We start from the raw sequence: 14,115 nt of genomic DNA on the forward strand, positions 1-14,115 counted from the left end.
CGATAGTTAGTCCTGACGCATTTGAAGTAAAGCTTGTATAATTTGAAGAATCATAACCCAATCTTAGTTGCTCAGTAGCTTTTACCACATGCAAAGCACTTAGCGGACTGGTCGTCCCGATCCCGACGTTGCCGGATGAGTCCACAGTTAACCTCGAGCTCCCACCGGTCATTAGGCTCATTTTATCGCTGGCTACCCAATCTATCCCTGTGTTCTCGTCATACTCGAAATTAACGTCAACTATAGGCGCTGTAGTGGTCGCTATGCTTAGCGGACCGGGCTTTATGGCATTTTCTATGTAAACCGTGTCTAAAATCGTTGTAGAGGCTCTTAAGTGGGTAAAATTACCCTCAATTAAGGGGCTATCTTCCGAGCCTAAACTCCAAGAATTAACGACCGGCCGGATAGCGCCGTTTTTTATATACCAGAGTCCGTTCGTACCAAGAACTTCGTTCCCGCTTTTTTCGGTAATAATCTTGTTTACGACTTTATTAATTCTCCAGTCAACGGTGGCATTCCAAATATAAAATGAAAGTACGGTCGATAGAATACCGACTAATCCTAAAAATAAAGTTTTTTTGTTTAAAAAAGAAAAATTAAGTTTCATAGTAATAATTTATTTTGTCTCCGCTTTCTGTGCTGTCTATATAAAGCAAATTCAAGTTATTAACCTTGAATTCATAAGATTGGGTATTATAAAGGGCTACGCCTCTGCGCCCGACTAAAGCGGCAACAACGGTTGATCCTCCGATTACGATAGTCCCTGCATTATTTTCGTGGGCTTGGACAATCACTCTTTTAATCGAAACATCCGGAAGCTGTACCCGGGTTGCGGCCGTTACTACGGTAGCGGTATTATCTCCGACTACCCCATGGCCGCTTTCCTCGGTAATACCGTCCACTTTAAGCCTTTTAGTGGTTGGATCCGCTCCGATGGCTATCGGAGTTAAATCATCAACACTGCTTACCCCAAGCAATGTCGCTATTGCGTTTTCATCTCTTTTTGCTCCTGCCATATATCTCGGCTTTGGCCCGCTCGAGCATTTGTCTTTCGTCCCTGATCCTTATCCATTCTTTTTCAATCTGAGACTGTTGCTCGATTAAGGCTTCTTTAATAATTTGATTGGATTTTTTAACCTCCTCGATTTTTTTCTTTTCTTCCGCTATCTCTTCCTTTTTAACGCTTACCGTTTTTTCGAATTCCTTTCTTTCCCCTATAAGCTTTTTCCTTTCTCCCTTAACAAATTCCAGGCTGTTTTTAATAATCTTTTTATTATCGATAAGCTCTTTTTCTTGCCTGGCGATACTTTCTATTTTTTTATTGACATACCGCAGTTGTTCGCTTATAAGCTTCCGATCAGTTTCCAATTCCTTTTCTTTCTGCTCGAGCTTAAATTTTAAGCTTTTATTCTCCTGGTGCTTAAAATAAATCTCATCCCTTACGTTATCCAGCGACCTTTGGGAAATTTCCTTTCGGGTTTCCAGTTCGGCCAGCTGCTCTAATAAGTTGGCTTTTTTAAACTGTATGCCCCGGCAAAAATCCTCAAACTCTTTTCTTTTTTTCTTTTTTTCCGGATCAAGATTAACGTTAACCTCGTTAATCTTTTTTAATTCCGTATTGATATAACTGGTAATCCTTCTCTTCTTCCGATCCAGTTCGTCCAATTCCGCGTTTTTTCTTTTATTTATTTCTTTTGAGGATAAAAGCTTCATAAACTAATAAAGGTTATTTTGCCTGGCCGCTTCGAGATATACCCCGGCGTTGGCGCCGCCGACCGAATAGTCAACTTTTATCGCCTTGGCCGATAGGTCCGTTAAAGGAAAATTCATATAGCTGGTTGAGGCTACGCTATTAGCCGGTGTCCAGCTGGCCGCGCTGCCGGTTATTTCATACCAATTTCTGGTGGGCCCGGCATCGTCGTTGGTTACAAAAACTTTCCGGTGTAAAACCGAATTGGTAGTGGAAGCTTTAAGCGCAAACCTTAAATCAACCTTTTTGGCGTTATCCAGGTCAAGCACTATGCAGGATGAAGTAGCCGTGCTGGTGGTCATAAATTCCGGAGTCGTGGTAGCGGTGTGACATTTATAGGTATTAACTGTAATACCTCCGCCAACTTTTTGATCGGCAGTTTTTGCCGGAGCGGTTGAGCGCGGAAATAAAAGCGCTCCAAATATAAAAATTAGGATTATTGCCAGAAATATTAATAGCCTATTTAATGTTTTCATATGATTTTATTAAACAGTGGCTAAATTATTTAAAGCCTCGATTATTTCCTTTTTGGTCATAGCCGGTTTGGTTTCAATTCCTTTTTCGTTGGCAACTTTAATCAATTCGTTTTTAGTCATGGCTTCATAATCAACCGGCTTGGGCGTTTCTTCCCCGAGATCTTCCTCATCAGTTTTTTCCTCGCCGGTTTCGCCGTCTTCAATAGGTTCTTTTCCGGTCCCTTCCGGAGGCGTGTCGACTTCCTCGCCAGGCTCTTTATTTTCGTTTTCCGGATCAATAGGATCCAGTTCACCTTCCTTTAAGCCATCAAACTCTTCCTCATCAGTTTTTTCCTCGCCGGGGACTTCATCGCTGGCCGGCGCGGTTTCCGGATTGGTATCTTCGCCCTTTTCTTCCTTCTCATCTTCTTCGGGTATATTTACCGGAGTGCTTAAGCACTTGGCTTCCATTTCCTCCCTCATTGGGTGTGAAGTCGGAATATTTTGCTTATTAAGCTCCCGGTCAATAAGGTGTTTGGCAAATAGTTTGCCTACGGGAGCCTCGATATATTCCGATTCTCCGGCCTTAAACTCGTAAGGCACATTGTTAAAGGTGATCTTGAAGTCTTCGTCAGTCCAATTGGTGAAAAGGACTAAATTGTCTTTTTTCATAGTTTTTAACTAAGGTTTATAAATTAAATTCTTTAGAAGAAGGCCCGATATAAAGCGAGCCTTCTAAAAAGCTTTTAATCAATAGCTGCGCGATGTACCATCGGATAATTGATCTGTACCAATACCCGGGTATTGTCTGAGTCGTCCGCGCCTCTGGCCCAAGCTCCAATTACTAAAGCCTGAGCGACGTCAGCGTCGTCAACCGTTCCGGCGCCAGTAGTGAGATAAATTTGTCCGTTATCCGCTACATCCCCGGAAATCATGTAAGTTTTTCCGTGGATCATATACCAACCATAACGATCGGCTACGATAGCGGCCTGGGCAACGGCGATCGGTCCTTCATTGGACGGAGCGGTGCCGGCCGAATCAGCCAAAACGGTAAGGCCGGCTTCGTCGTAAACTACCGGACTATATAGGACGGTAGAGGCAACCCCTTGCAGGTAGATATATTCGTTTCCTTCGGTGTCAAAAGCCCGAGTTCTCAAAGGATGTTGGGCGGCAGTATCTACGACTGAGGTATCGCCGGCAAACACTTGAGTGTATCCTGTTAAGTGAGCCATAAATTTACTTAAGTTATTTAATTAAAGATTTGAATTTATAACCTTTTAATTGCTATTCGCAAGAAGTTGCGCTGCAACTAAAGGTTGTTCCTGCTACCGTACAATAAACATAAGCGCCTCCAATAGCTTTCATTTTAATACATCCGCCGCGGGTGGCATGACTGGAATCAATTGATACTGTAGTTGTTCCAGTATCATAAAATTCTGCTTTTGCGTTCATGTCCGAAGGCGAAGATGTCCCCACTAAAAGCGGAGCACTATTGGTAAGAGATGGAGTAGTAGTTCCTATCGAAGACAAATCTCCGCTAACGGCTAAATCATCAGTTACGCTCATATCATCAGTAGTGGTAATTTGTTCAGCGGTTAAAGTTCCGGTGGTGGTTATGTCTTTTGCGCTTTTGTAGCCGTCGTTATGACGGATATAAGGCAAATAATCTTCGGCCAATAAATTGCCTACAGCGCCTATTGCCTTATCTATTGCAGGAAATCCGTCATCGCCGCCTTTACTAAAGAAAAATACGCCGATTATGACGAACAACAGCAGTGCGCCTATAACGGCGGCCGCTATTGCGCGCGTACTTCCTTTTTGGTTTCCTTTAAGCATAAAATTAATTTAAGGTTTTTTAGACAGTCGTAATTCCGGTTAATTTACCGTGTCTCTTAGGATTTTTGGTAACCAGGTTACCGCCCAAATAGATGTGGCAAATTAAGGTTGCGCTGTTAGCCGGCTTAATCCATCCGGACCAGCTGAATCCAAGGCCAGTAGGAATGCTGTCGTAATCGTTGCCTTCAATTTTCGCTGATTTAAATTTGATCGGCTGGGTGTCGAATACCGGCAAAGCGTACCAATCAATCTCGTTTTCATTTAAGAAAATCAAAGTTTGAGCGGTAGCTTTCTCATCAGCCAGTATCGGCATGCCTTTATAGAAAAAGGCGGTAAACCCTGCTCCTCCAACTATTTCTTTAACGCCCTTCATAGTGGAAACGTCCCTGGCGATTCTCGCGGCCGGTTCTAAAAGGGATTCATATAAGCCTTCTACGGTTTCATTGCAATAGCCAATAGTCGGTTTTTGCGCTCCGGATCCGCAGGCCCGGTAAAGGGTGGACATCTTGGTTAAAGACAAGCTGCCGCCGGAAGCGGTCTTAGTCGAAGCCAAGGTCGTATAAGTGGCGCGGCTTAATCCTCCAATAGTGGCGACGGTGGTCCCGTCGTCAACCAAAGCAGCTAACCCCAAAGGATCCTTGGAATTGTTGCCGGTGCCATCCGAATAAAAGATAGTCCCTAAATCATCCGCCATATCCTGCGTAGCGGATGCAATTTCGGTGGCGGCCAAATCCAAAACTTTGTCTTCAGTCGCGTTAACCGATAATTCATCCAAAGGCAGGGCTACGGTGATTTTATAGAATTTAGGTTCGTACTCCATATTCACCCGATTGTTAGTAGCCTCAACGGAAAAGGTGTCAAAGCCCGCAAAGGATCCGCCGGTAACGTTCTTAGCGTACTTGACCGGAAATTTAAGCTTTTCCCCTCTCCATTTTTTGGCCTTGCTGACAAACCGGGTAAATAATACGTTACTGCCCAAAATGGTATCTACAAGCTTAGGCATGAGATAATCCTGGGTAGTGGTTGTGACTCTATTTCCCCAAGTCATAAATTTTTACAATTACGATTTAATTAAATCGTGAAAGCTTTTTCCCCTTAGATCAGCCGGAGTCAAGATTGTCTCCTTAGAGCTGTCTATCGGCTTGCCCTGGTCGATGGTGCCTGATGCTACCTTCTTTTTAACTTCGGACTTTTTTTGCTTTTCTTCCTTTTCCTTTTTTTTCCTAAGGTCAAGAATTTCAAAAGCTTTTTTGAAGTCGAGGCTACCCTTGGAATCGGTCGGCCGGTATTCGTCTAATACTTTTAGAAGCTCGTTTTTATCGAACTCTTTGCCGTCCTCTTCCAGTTTTTGAAGGTTGGTATCAATCCATTTTTCCCATTTGCTTACTAAATCGACTTCCGTTTTTTCCGATTTTTTCAAGTCGTCTGATATCTCACCTTTAATCTTTTCCCTAATATGGGATTCCATGGACTTGAATTTTTCGTACTCTTCCGGATCGTCTCCGTAAGCTTTGACAAACCAATCGGGGGCTTTATCTTCACTTTCACGCGGCTTGGAAACTTTTTGTTCGGTTTCCTCAAGCCTTTTCTTAAGATCTTCGACAGTTTCTTCTAACTGCCGCTTATCATCGTTTAAAGCTTTCCAACGTGGATGCTTATGAAACGGAAGTTTCTCATTATCATCATCAGTACTAAGTGGCTTTTTCCCCTTGTCTTCTTCTCCTTCTTCTTTCGGTTTTTCGCCCTCTTCCTTTGGGGCGCCACCCTCTCCGCCCTGATGCGATGGCGGTGTGTCTTCCGTTGGTTTTGGTTCCTCTGACGGGGAGGGAGGAGTTTCCTTCTCCTCTTTATCCGGCTCTTTGGGGGCTTCCTCATCCTTAGCTACAGTGCCAAATGATAAGAATTGATCGCCCCGTTGGATGTCGTCAATGTTTTTTTCTAACATACTTTACGCAGGGAATTATTTAAGCTCGCTCCCGAGAACGAAATTATATATTTTAAATAACAATTACTTTTTTTCTTTTTTTTCGCTTGTTTCGAATTTGCTCTCTACTGCCTTTAAGGCCTTGGTTAAATCGTCAATCATTTCCTTAAAAGTCATATCGCCGTTTTCGTACATCTCGATGCTTTCCATAAAAAGCATTTCAGCCAAGCGGCAATTTTCCTTGATCATCTTGTCGGTCTTAGCCTCCATCACCTTGGCCCGGGATTTTAGTACCTGGCTGTCGGATTTTTTGGCGGCGGACATGATCCGGTTTTTAACCGCCTCCTGCTGTTTTTTATATTCGCTTTCGCTTGAAAGGCAATCGTCGTACATAAATTTATATGGTTAATTATTGAATTGGCACCTGGGCTAATAGCGATTCTCCGCCCTGTTCAACCGGGGGCTGGCCTTCCGGACCGCCTGGAATCTGTCCTGGAGTCGGAGTCGCGCCCGGCATTAAAGGCATAGTGGGTAAGGATAAGTCTCCGGATAAAAGCTGCATCGGGTTGGTTTTCCATAAGAAAAGCTTTAGGGCCGCTTCTTTCGGATCGGAAAATTCTAATTTATCAAATAAGGTTATCGGATCTAGGGCGCCTCCGGTATATAATTCGATTGCTTCGTTTCTCTTGGATAAGCTGTCCTTAGGAATCATCGAGCCTTCCTTTACGCTGACTAAAATTTTCCGGTTTAAATCTGAATTTTTTAAAATAACGTATTCCCGGGCCCGGTCTTTTCCGATGATTGATCCGGTATGTTCTTCGTCGTAATAAACATAAATAAGCTGAGTCCACCAGTTAAAAACTTGGTCGGAAAATTGTTCAATATATTCAGAAATTCCCCCGCCGGCCCTTTCGTTATCCACTCCGGAGGCGATAATTTTACCTCTTACGGTTTTTTCCTGGCTGATTCCCTGCGAAGTTAAGCCCCGGGTACCGAAAATATTTCTTAATTCGCCGCGGTAATCGGTTAGCGTGTTATATACAATGGCGGGAAGAGCCGCGACCTGAAGATTAATAACGGCTTTTCTAATGTCATCCACCCCACTAAGATAAATGGTTCCGCCTTTTCTCACCGCCTCGCTGGCCTTTTTGGCCTGCTCTTCGGTTAAATACTGGCCCGATATGGCCATTCCGCCGTTAGTCTTATCCGCGTTCTTGTCAATTTGTTTTAATCTTTTATTGATTAAATCCTGTAAGGAAATATTTTGTTCTATGATGCTCGTAATATCGAAAGGCTTTTCCCCTAAGTTATAAACTGAAAGAAAGATGAAGGGCATGGCCGGCGCGGTAAAATGGTTATTGCCTTCAACTTTTTCTTTAGTGACCCCTCCTAGTTCGTCAGTCACTTCCTTTTCATCGTCATAATTCCAATGAGGATTTTTTATTTTATCTAAAATTTCCGATCCTAAGCGCCAGAAAGTATATTCAGCGGTCCACCATTCGATATATTTAAGCTTGGTTCCCATTTTTCCATTAGCCAGGTCTTTAATAAACTTGGATTTTTTGGGGAATCTTTTTATAAGGTTGCTGGCTGAGTCTTTGCGGTAGTGCCCGATGTATTCTCCTGTGTAGCCATCCTCGTCGATTGTCGCGTCCGGATCCAATATAAGATCCTTAGGGCTGATCACCTTGGTATCGATGTCGTTCTTTCTTTCTGACCAGCCGACTTTTACCACCCCTAAAAGGTTTATGGCCCAATGCCTGGTCGCTCCCTTAATTTTCAATTTAAGCTTTTGGGTGTCGGCTTGATAAATAAGCATTTTCTGGACTTTGCCGGATATATCCTCGCCTTCTTTTGAGTTATCGGATACTACTAAAGGTTCCGGGCGCTGCTTAGTAGCTACCGGAAGAAAAGCTTCCAGTGATTCAAAAATAAGGTTATCGGCTAAAGGTTTGGCGTCGCCCAGGTCTTCCGCTTTAGAATAATGTTTGCCCAGCCAATAATTTTTATTTTGTTCCTGCCTTTTTTCTAGGTTGCCTTGTTCATCCTTCCAAGCTCCTTGCCATTGGGTGGATAAAGAAATAAGCTCCGAATCTTCCATATTCAATTTAAGCTCGGGAAGAAAATCAGAAATGACGCCTTCGGTTTGTTCGCCGCTGTCGCCTTTTGACTTATTGAAATTTTTAGCTAGAGAAAAAAATCCAGAAAGTAAACTCATAAATAATGTTAAACAATAAAAAAAGGGCATTCGCCCAATACAAAATAATAACGCTTACGTTTGTATTAGACGAATGCCCTGCTTTAATTCGCTCAGGCTATACCGAGAATTGCTCGGCTATTCAGTTGTAAATCTTATTTTCCTTACGGAGTGCTCAATCGCAATCGGTCGACTATTAGCGACCTGGACCGTAAATTTTCCAAACTTCAAATCTCTAATATATTTTATCAACGCAATCTCCGCGCTGGTAAATTCTAATTTTTCTTGCTCTTTTGACATAATAACAAATTTTAAAAAGTAGCGCAAGCGTCCTCCCAGTTATTTTTTAAATACTCTAAAAGCCGGTTGTTTTCTAGTATCTCCTCATTAAACTTTCCGATAAGCTTCCTGGACGCGAATTTGGCGTTCTGGCGGTTGGAAAAGGGCGGGTTGGATACTTCATGCCTAATCTCCTTTAAAGAGCCAATTTGGCCGTCTACGGCTTTAATTATCAATTGTTTTTGGCGGGGGTCAAACATAAAGATTTAAATTATTAAGGTGATAGTGCAGCTTACTATTTTTTTCCCTACTACCTAAGCCAAGGAGGGAAGCTTAGGCTTAAGGTCGAAGCTGCACCATCGCCTTAGTAATCAATCAATATCCCTCCAGTCGCTTTTATCGTCCTGCTCAATAAATTTATCCATATGCCTTTGAGGATTAGGATGCTTCCCTATGACTATTCCCCCGGGCATTATCTCCGGGGCGGCCGGCATGTTCTTAAAAGGACTAGCGCCCATTAATACCTTGCCGTCTTCCGATCCAAAGCGGCTTACCCCGACTCTCCAATATACGGTAGCGTGGGCCCAGTGATCATCCCCGCTTCTCACCCAGATTTTTCTTTTAATGTCGTTAGTCTTAGGATCAACTTCTTTTACCCGGGTTAAATTATTCCAGTGAAGCCAATAGTCGTAAAAGTCTTTTTCCGTACCCTGCAGGGGAATTCTTTTATCAATAAATTCATCGACTACGATTTGAATCATCCGGTTACGGTCCGCTATGACCGCGCCGTGCTCGTCGTTTTTTCCCCACCTGACCAGCTCCTTGGTTTTTCGGTCCGCTCCGTAAGAGCAAAGAAATACCCTTCCCGGATAATCCTCCCTAAGCTTTCTTGATCCGATTAAGTCTCCCCCCTGATCGATTACCGCGATAGCTTTAGGCCAGCGGTTCATTAAAGCCCGGATATCGTTATATGGGTCTTTGTCGTTATCTTCCGTCGGAGTGGCTACGTCATAATAAAAGATTCCGTACTTTCCTCCGATAACGTAGTGCAAGTGTTTACCGGTATCGATTCCGATCACAATCCTTTCGTTATTCGGCGGGGTTAAGATATCTTTAGTCAGGTTCTGGAGTAAATAAGCTTTGGTAAGTTTGTTGCCTCCTCCGACGTAAGGCAAGCCTAAAACTTTGTTGTAAAAGTACTCTTCCGATTTTTCCTTTTGATAGCCTATTATCTCTTTGGCGCTTACCCAAGGACAAATTAACAACGGTATCCAATATCCGGATATTTCCCTTTTCGAATATTTCTTCACCCATTGGCCTTTTCTCCGATCGTCCGGGGATAATTCCTTTTTGCATTTTTTACAAATAAAGATTTTCTTTTCCTGATCAATGCTATGGGGCCAGGCGATATATTGAAAATAATTACAGTGCGGGCATTTAATAAACCAATGGTTTTGGGTGGACTGCTGATAATATTTATCAACTCCGGTCCCTTCAGCTGAAGGGTGGGAAAATCTCCATTCCCATTTAAACTTGGAATGTTGCAACCTGGTGGAATATTGCTCTATTACGTCCGCTTTGGAAGCATCGACTTCATCATAAATATTAAGGTCTGATGGAATCATGATCGCCGCTTTTTGCGTCCAGGTGCCCCGGTAGTGGATAATGTTCTGGCCGACTATCTTTTGCTCGATTGAGTCCTTATCGGCCGTCCAGCGCTGCAGTATGGGGTTTTGGGCAATCATCCGGTTAACCTTGCCTCCGACAAAAGCGTTGCGGTCCGATTCAGTCGGCAAGGTATAGATCATATCCATCTGAATATTTTTGGCCACCCATAAAGATTTTAGGGTAGCCGCGGTGGACATGGTAACCTGGGCGGCTTTCATAATGGCCTGCAAAGGGCTCAGGTCCGAATATACATCAAACATGTACAAATGATTTTTAAAGTCCAGGGGCATTCCACTTTCGGTCTTAATGTTATTTTCCAGCATCCAGGCGTGGATTGATACTTGGGATAATTTCATTGAATTTGCATTTTCTTTTTAAGCTCGTTTTCAAATTTATCTTTTACCTTCAAAAGCTCTTTATACTCTTCGGGGTTAGCCGGTTCTTTGGATTCAACCTGGATTTTTCCGCTATGCTCTTTCTTTTCTGCCGCGTAATCTCCGTTTAATTTATAAGCCATGTTTAAGGCTTCTTTTCGGCTCCGCGTATCTGGTGAATGGTAATAAGCGGTCGCTTCGCCTAAGGTTCTAATAATTCTAATCAACTTACAACCCGGGGCGCTTTCGACAATGATTTTTATTTCCTCGTCCTTTAAAGGTTTATAGCCCTTCCCTTTTGGTTTGCTAAAAGTAACCCAATTTAAGCTGGCTGAAGATAAAAGCTCCTTATGGGTTTTTAAAAGATTTTCGTGTGATAGTCCCGCTTCATTCATGAGTTCTTTAAAGCCGGTACTTTCAGTAATTTTTTGTGGATTATTTGCCATAGCATCAGAATAGCCAACTTCTTTGGCTGCCTTGCGAATACTTCCACCATTTTCAACCATTTTTTGAAACACTTTTTTTTGTTTAATCGTTGCCATATTTACCCTAAAATTAGCCTAAATCTTTAATATTTTTTTTATTTCCCATGCCCTTAAACGCCTGATGGTCGTTTCCATACACTTTTTTAAAGTGATCGTTTACGCTTCCATCCTTTCGAAAAGGCTGTAAAATATCCTTAGAAAAAGTCTTCCGGTCCTGTTTAATTTGTCTGGTAGTTACTTCGTATTTGCTGGCGACAAACTGGCCGTCATGCCGGCAATCGGTTGTGCCGTCCGGATTATAGATCACCCTAAGCTGGTAATCGTAAGGCTCATGGCAGACGTGGCAAATTTTTTTAAACGTTTCTGACATAATTATTCTTTATAGGAATTAGCGTTTTCTTCGTTTTGGATTTCCTTTTCCAGATCAGATATTTCCAGCTCGGACATTGGCCTTAGATACCATAAGGCTTTTTTGGTAATTACTGAAGGTAAGTTTGCGTTATCGGCTGTCTGCTGAATGCAGGGAACGATCCTGACTTTATGCTCCAGCTGAAATTTTTTTAATTCCAAAAGGGCGTCTTCCATTCTTTTTAGCTCTTCCTTTTTAAACTCTTCTTTTTGCCCTTTATTCCCAAAAGGATTAGCAATTTTCATTTTGTTAAACATAGCTTTTAAATTATATCGTCTAATTTAATATCTTTATTTTGCGCGTCGCTTTTTTTAATGTAATCATCCAAGGCCTGGTCCGGTTCGTCCTTGGGTATAAATATCCGGACTTGGGGCAATATTTGCTTTTCAGTTTTTTGAACGATCCTTTTTACAATATTTTTATTTCTTTGGTTTAAGTAAACTTCCAATACGATTAAAATCAGTGAAATTAATAAGCCGGTGATTATCCCTAAAAAGTAACCCATATAATTATTTCTTATCGCTTTTATTTAAAATTCCCTGCAGTTCGGAAATTTGCTCTTCAGTGGCTTCGTCTAAGGTGATATCCGCGATTAAGGCGTTATGGGTTTGCCTTAAGACCGGGATAATTATTATCTTCTCGGCTACCTGCCATTTAATCAGCTTGTTAATAAAGCCCTTTTTTTTTTCAACATTCATTTTGTGCCTTAAAATTTCCTGGGATTCGCTTAGCATGATTGAGCTATCATTTGCCATAAATTTTTTATCTAAATTAATTATTAACCATTGCCACTTCTTTTTTTCTTTTAAACAAATTGGCAAATTTTATTCTCTTGGCCCGTCTTCTTAAATGTCGGCGCTCGGCAAAAGACAGGCTTTTTATTTTTTTTGACAGTAATACTCCGTATACTTCCTGTTTTGCCAGCCTTTCAATTTTTCGTTCTTTAACCTTTTTGATCCGGTTGGCTACCCGGATAGCTATCGCCGCCTTTCTTTGTCTCCAGCCCTTAGTTTCAAAAATAAGCTGGCCTTTAGTAGTAAGCTCCTCTTTTGTCATTAATTTTCTTGCCAATACTTGTTTAAGCGTGGTTTTGTAGCATCCCATAAAATTATATGAATTTTTTAATTGATCTAAGGGAAAAGGTACATTTAGCAGTCTTGTCGACCTTGGCTTTTGACTAAGGTTTTTTTAATTAAGACTTCCTTTTCCCTTATTATTTTAATCCAGGAAAGAACACATGCGGTCGTGTTGTCATACCCTTGAGATCTAGACACTTTGTTTTTCGCTAGGTTATTTTAGCCGACTGAGTTTATTTTAAAGGTAGGATTGGTAGAGTAAACCCTTATGCCTCTATTTTCCTACCGCATGCAATTATATTTTTCCTTCGGTTAATAAATTATGGTTACTCTCGAAATGATCGCCCAAGGTACGGTTATCTTTCATAACTAGGTAAGGAAGAAATACCTGATGGATTTTTACCTGCCTGGTATCGACTAGAGCCATTTGTGCGTCAATCCAGTCCCGTATATTGGCCCAGGCGGTCTTGTAGGCCTGCTCTCTTTGGGCGTCGGTTATCTTCTTAGGCCTTCCCCAGCGATCCTCGCCGCCGTATAATATTTTAACGACATTTTCCACCATGGCCGGAAGTCTGAATCCCATGACTTTTCCGTCCAGATCTAAAGCAAATGATATCGCTTCAAGCGTTCCGTCTTTCCGGTAATCAAACATAACCTTACTTGCGCCATGGGTAGCTAATATCCTTTGGATTTTTTCAAAGGTGTTTTTCCCCGAGCTAGTGTAATTTTTTAATGTCATATTTTTCTTGCTCTTTTTTTAACTTGTATTCCCTATCCGCCCGATCGATTATGTCAAATATCCATTGAACTTCCGGATCTCTAGTTTTTGGCAATGGTAAAGAGGGTTGTTCTAGCATAAAATTAAAATATTGATTGCTGAACTGGCTTACAATTTTCAAGTAAAATTATTGTGTCTTTTATCCCAGGCCGGACGCTATTAAGCGTTTCATTGTCGAACCAATTAAGCCAACCAAGCCTTCCATCCTCTTCCCTAACAACCAAGTGAATATGCAATTTACTTTTTGGCGGATCAATTATGTTTATTACATCGATTATATGCGGACAGTCGCAATTCCTCGTTATTTTAACTATTTCGTATGGTCCGGTATTATAATTTGTTTTTATCATCTGCCCGATTTCAAGTTTCATATTTATTCTTTTAAGCTCACGTGTACCGATCCGCACTCCGGGCACTTGGTGTCTATCAGTTCGAATACCGATTTAAAATCGTGATAGCAGTCATTGCAGGAATAGGAATTAACGGCTGAAGTCTTTTCCGGATCGTAATTTAAAATATCGCTTTCCTTTTTCTTTGACTCGGATTTTTGTTTTGCTTTTTTTCGGTACTGATTCCTTGCGTAGCACTTAGGACAAAGACCACCGCTTAAATATCGCCCCTTTGCCGGTTCCTCTCCGCAGTCCCTACATTTTTTGTTCTTTTCCTTCGGCTTCTCTTTTTTTATCTTAACCGGCTTTAAGCTGCGCTTTTTAAATTTCCTGGGGGATATAACCTCTTTCTCCTCTGGCTTGGTGATACCCCCCCCTATGGCGGCCTCTTGCCCTTCGGAATTCACCTCTACCATTTTTAAAACTTCGTTGGTTTCTAAATCAACGGCGATAAGCTCATTGGTTTTTAGAATTTTGTAAATCTTGATCATATGG

23 protein-coding genes are annotated in these 14,115 nt (G+C 41.9%); all 23 read right to left on the reverse strand.

Translation table 11 applies throughout. The features are described 5' to 3' along the window. On the reverse strand, positions 1-607 hold a 607-nt coding region (locus WC715_06000; GenBank protein MFA6171969.1), incomplete at its 3' end, for a hypothetical protein. After that, positions 597-1,016, reverse strand: coding sequence for a hypothetical protein (locus WC715_06005; protein ID MFA6171970.1), 420 nt, complete (start codon positions 1,014-1,016; stop codon positions 597-599). The genes WC715_06005 and WC715_06000, both read right to left, overlap by 11 nt. Continuing rightward, a complete protein-coding gene (locus WC715_06010; GenBank protein MFA6171971.1) occupies positions 994-1,713 on the reverse strand; it encodes a hypothetical protein in 720 nt (239 codons plus the stop codon). Before WC715_06010 ends, WC715_06005 begins: the two co-directional genes overlap by 23 nt. A gap of 3 nt (positions 1,714-1,716) precedes the next feature. Beyond that, the gene (locus tag WC715_06015) at positions 1,717-2,226 is read right to left on the reverse strand and encodes a hypothetical protein (GenBank protein ID MFA6171972.1); all 510 of its coding nucleotides are present in this window, start codon (positions 2,224-2,226) and stop codon (positions 1,717-1,719) included. Positions 2,227-2,235: 9 nt separating this feature from the next. Next, entirely contained in the window at positions 2,236-2,877 is a 642-nt protein-coding gene (locus WC715_06020) for a hypothetical protein (protein MFA6171973.1), read from the reverse strand. Positions 2,878-2,951: 74 nt separating this feature from the next. Beyond that, positions 2,952-3,437 carry a hypothetical protein gene (locus tag WC715_06025; protein ID MFA6171974.1) on the reverse strand — a complete coding sequence of 162 codons (486 nt, stop codon included), beginning with the start codon at positions 3,435-3,437 and terminating at the stop codon, positions 2,952-2,954. A 52-nt stretch (positions 3,438-3,489) separates the two neighbouring features. After that, positions 3,490-4,041, reverse strand: coding sequence for a transmembrane domain-containing protein (locus tag WC715_06030; GenBank protein ID MFA6171975.1), 552 nt, complete (start codon positions 4,039-4,041; stop codon positions 3,490-3,492). A gap of 19 nt (positions 4,042-4,060) precedes the next feature. Further along, entirely contained in the window at positions 4,061-5,089 is a 1,029-nt protein-coding gene (locus tag WC715_06035) for a phage major capsid protein (protein MFA6171976.1), read from the reverse strand. Positions 5,090-5,101: 12 nt separating this feature from the next. Further along, positions 5,102-5,986, reverse strand: coding sequence for a hypothetical protein (locus WC715_06040; GenBank protein MFA6171977.1), 885 nt, complete (start codon positions 5,984-5,986; stop codon positions 5,102-5,104). Between the two features lie 63 nt (positions 5,987-6,049). After that, positions 6,050-6,358, reverse strand: a complete 309-nt coding sequence (locus tag WC715_06045) for a hypothetical protein (GenBank protein MFA6171978.1) — start codon at positions 6,356-6,358, stop codon at positions 6,050-6,052. A 16-nt stretch (positions 6,359-6,374) separates the two neighbouring features. Next, positions 6,375-8,183: a hypothetical protein gene (locus WC715_06050; protein MFA6171979.1), complete on the reverse strand. Its 1,809-nt coding sequence runs from the start codon at positions 8,181-8,183 to the stop codon at positions 6,375-6,377. 290 nt (positions 8,184-8,473) lie between these two features. Then, the gene (locus WC715_06055) at positions 8,474-8,701 is read right to left on the reverse strand and encodes a hypothetical protein (GenBank protein ID MFA6171980.1); all 228 of its coding nucleotides are present in this window, start codon (positions 8,699-8,701) and stop codon (positions 8,474-8,476) included. Positions 8,702-8,812: 111 nt separating this feature from the next. After that, positions 8,813-10,465: a phage terminase large subunit family protein gene (locus WC715_06060; GenBank protein ID MFA6171981.1), complete on the reverse strand. Its 1,653-nt coding sequence runs from the start codon at positions 10,463-10,465 to the stop codon at positions 8,813-8,815. Further along, positions 10,462-11,025, reverse strand: coding sequence for a hypothetical protein (locus tag WC715_06065; GenBank protein ID MFA6171982.1), 564 nt, complete (start codon positions 11,023-11,025; stop codon positions 10,462-10,464). The genes WC715_06060 and WC715_06065 overlap by 4 nt, the downstream gene beginning before the upstream one ends. A gap of 13 nt (positions 11,026-11,038) precedes the next feature. Beyond that, positions 11,039-11,338 (reverse strand): hypothetical protein, encoded by a 300-nt coding sequence (locus WC715_06070; GenBank protein ID MFA6171983.1) that lies wholly within the window; start codon positions 11,336-11,338, stop codon positions 11,039-11,041. Positions 11,339-11,340: 2 nt separating this feature from the next. After that, positions 11,341-11,634, reverse strand: coding sequence for a hypothetical protein (locus WC715_06075; protein ID MFA6171984.1), 294 nt, complete (start codon positions 11,632-11,634; stop codon positions 11,341-11,343). Between the two features lie 5 nt (positions 11,635-11,639). Next, a complete protein-coding gene (locus WC715_06080) occupies positions 11,640-11,882 on the reverse strand; it encodes a hypothetical protein (GenBank protein ID MFA6171985.1) in 243 nt (80 codons plus the stop codon). 4 nt (positions 11,883-11,886) lie between these two features. Continuing rightward, on the reverse strand, positions 11,887-12,132 hold the full coding sequence (locus WC715_06085; GenBank protein MFA6171986.1) for a hypothetical protein: 246 nt from the start codon (positions 12,130-12,132) through the stop codon (positions 11,887-11,889). Between the two features lie 16 nt (positions 12,133-12,148). After that, positions 12,149-12,481, reverse strand: a complete 333-nt coding sequence (locus WC715_06090; GenBank protein ID MFA6171987.1) for a hypothetical protein — start codon at positions 12,479-12,481, stop codon at positions 12,149-12,151. 267 nt (positions 12,482-12,748) lie between these two features. Further along, positions 12,749-13,192: a hypothetical protein gene (locus tag WC715_06095; protein ID MFA6171988.1), complete on the reverse strand. Its 444-nt coding sequence runs from the start codon at positions 13,190-13,192 to the stop codon at positions 12,749-12,751. Beyond that, positions 13,170-13,310, reverse strand: a complete 141-nt coding sequence (locus tag WC715_06100) for a hypothetical protein (GenBank protein ID MFA6171989.1) — start codon at positions 13,308-13,310, stop codon at positions 13,170-13,172. Before WC715_06100 ends, WC715_06095 begins: the two co-directional genes overlap by 23 nt. 4 nt (positions 13,311-13,314) lie before the next feature. Then, positions 13,315-13,602 carry a hypothetical protein gene (locus tag WC715_06105; GenBank protein MFA6171990.1) on the reverse strand — a complete coding sequence of 96 codons (288 nt, stop codon included), beginning with the start codon at positions 13,600-13,602 and terminating at the stop codon, positions 13,315-13,317. 2 nt (positions 13,603-13,604) lie between these two features. After that, the gene (locus WC715_06110) at positions 13,605-14,111 is read right to left on the reverse strand and encodes a hypothetical protein (GenBank protein MFA6171991.1); all 507 of its coding nucleotides are present in this window, start codon (positions 14,109-14,111) and stop codon (positions 13,605-13,607) included. Positions 14,112-14,115 lie beyond the last annotated feature (4 nt).

The sequence above is a fragment of the Patescibacteria group bacterium genome (genome assembly GCA_041661505.1).
Classification (GTDB): domain Bacteria; phylum Patescibacteriota; class Patescibacteriia; order Patescibacteriales; family JBAZCA01; genus JBAZCA01.

What these genes read in the sequence shown, in the direction of transcription:
- WC715_06090 (MFA6171987.1), bottom strand. Translation starts at nt 12,481, where the DNA reads ATGGGATGCTACAAAACCACGCTTAAACAAGTATTGGCAAGAAAATTA.
- WC715_06060 (MFA6171981.1), bottom strand. Translation starts at nt 10,465, where the DNA reads ATGAAATTATCCCAAGTATCAATCCACGCCTGGATGCTGGAAAATAAC.
- WC715_06005 (MFA6171970.1), bottom strand. Translation starts at nt 1,016, where the DNA reads ATGGCAGGAGCAAAAAGAGATGAAAACGCAATAGCGACATTGCTTGGG.
- WC715_06075 (MFA6171984.1), bottom strand. Translation starts at nt 11,634, where the DNA reads ATGTTTAACAAAATGAAAATTGCTAATCCTTTTGGGAATAAAGGGCAA.
- WC715_06020 (MFA6171973.1), bottom strand. Translation starts at nt 2,877, where the DNA reads ATGAAAAAAGACAATTTAGTCCTTTTCACCAATTGGACTGACGAAGAC.
- WC715_06015 (MFA6171972.1), bottom strand. Translation starts at nt 2,226, where the DNA reads ATGAAAACATTAAATAGGCTATTAATATTTCTGGCAATAATCCTAATT.
- WC715_06085 (MFA6171986.1), bottom strand. Translation starts at nt 12,132, where the DNA reads ATGGCAAATGATAGCTCAATCATGCTAAGCGAATCCCAGGAAATTTTA.
- WC715_06080 (MFA6171985.1), bottom strand. Translation starts at nt 11,882, where the DNA reads ATGGGTTACTTTTTAGGGATAATCACCGGCTTATTAATTTCACTGATT.
- WC715_06040 (MFA6171977.1), bottom strand. Translation starts at nt 5,986, where the DNA reads ATGTTAGAAAAAAACATTGACGACATCCAACGGGGCGATCAATTCTTA.
- WC715_06105 (MFA6171990.1), bottom strand. Translation starts at nt 13,602, where the DNA reads ATGAAACTTGAAATCGGGCAGATGATAAAAACAAATTATAATACCGGA.
- WC715_06025 (MFA6171974.1), bottom strand. Translation starts at nt 3,437, where the DNA reads ATGGCTCACTTAACAGGATACACTCAAGTGTTTGCCGGCGATACCTCA.
- WC715_06065 (MFA6171982.1), bottom strand. Translation starts at nt 11,025, where the DNA reads ATGGCAACGATTAAACAAAAAAAAGTGTTTCAAAAAATGGTTGAAAAT.
- WC715_06030 (MFA6171975.1), bottom strand. Translation starts at nt 4,041, where the DNA reads ATGCTTAAAGGAAACCAAAAAGGAAGTACGCGCGCAATAGCGGCCGCC.
- WC715_06050 (MFA6171979.1), bottom strand. Translation starts at nt 8,183, where the DNA reads ATGAGTTTACTTTCTGGATTTTTTTCTCTAGCTAAAAATTTCAATAAG.
- WC715_06095 (MFA6171988.1), bottom strand. Translation starts at nt 13,192, where the DNA reads ATGACATTAAAAAATTACACTAGCTCGGGGAAAAACACCTTTGAAAAA.
- WC715_06070 (MFA6171983.1), bottom strand. Translation starts at nt 11,338, where the DNA reads ATGTCAGAAACGTTTAAAAAAATTTGCCACGTCTGCCATGAGCCTTAC.
- WC715_06110 (MFA6171991.1), bottom strand. Translation starts at nt 14,111, where the DNA reads ATGATCAAGATTTACAAAATTCTAAAAACCAATGAGCTTATCGCCGTT.
- WC715_06010 (MFA6171971.1), bottom strand. Translation starts at nt 1,713, where the DNA reads ATGAAGCTTTTATCCTCAAAAGAAATAAATAAAAGAAAAAACGCGGAA.
- WC715_06045 (MFA6171978.1), bottom strand. Translation starts at nt 6,358, where the DNA reads ATGTACGACGATTGCCTTTCAAGCGAAAGCGAATATAAAAAACAGCAG.
- WC715_06035 (MFA6171976.1), bottom strand. Translation starts at nt 5,089, where the DNA reads ATGACTTGGGGAAATAGAGTCACAACCACTACCCAGGATTATCTCATG.
- WC715_06055 (MFA6171980.1), bottom strand. Translation starts at nt 8,701, where the DNA reads ATGTTTGACCCCCGCCAAAAACAATTGATAATTAAAGCCGTAGACGGC.
- WC715_06100 (MFA6171989.1), bottom strand. Translation starts at nt 13,310, where the DNA reads ATGCTAGAACAACCCTCTTTACCATTGCCAAAAACTAGAGATCCGGAA.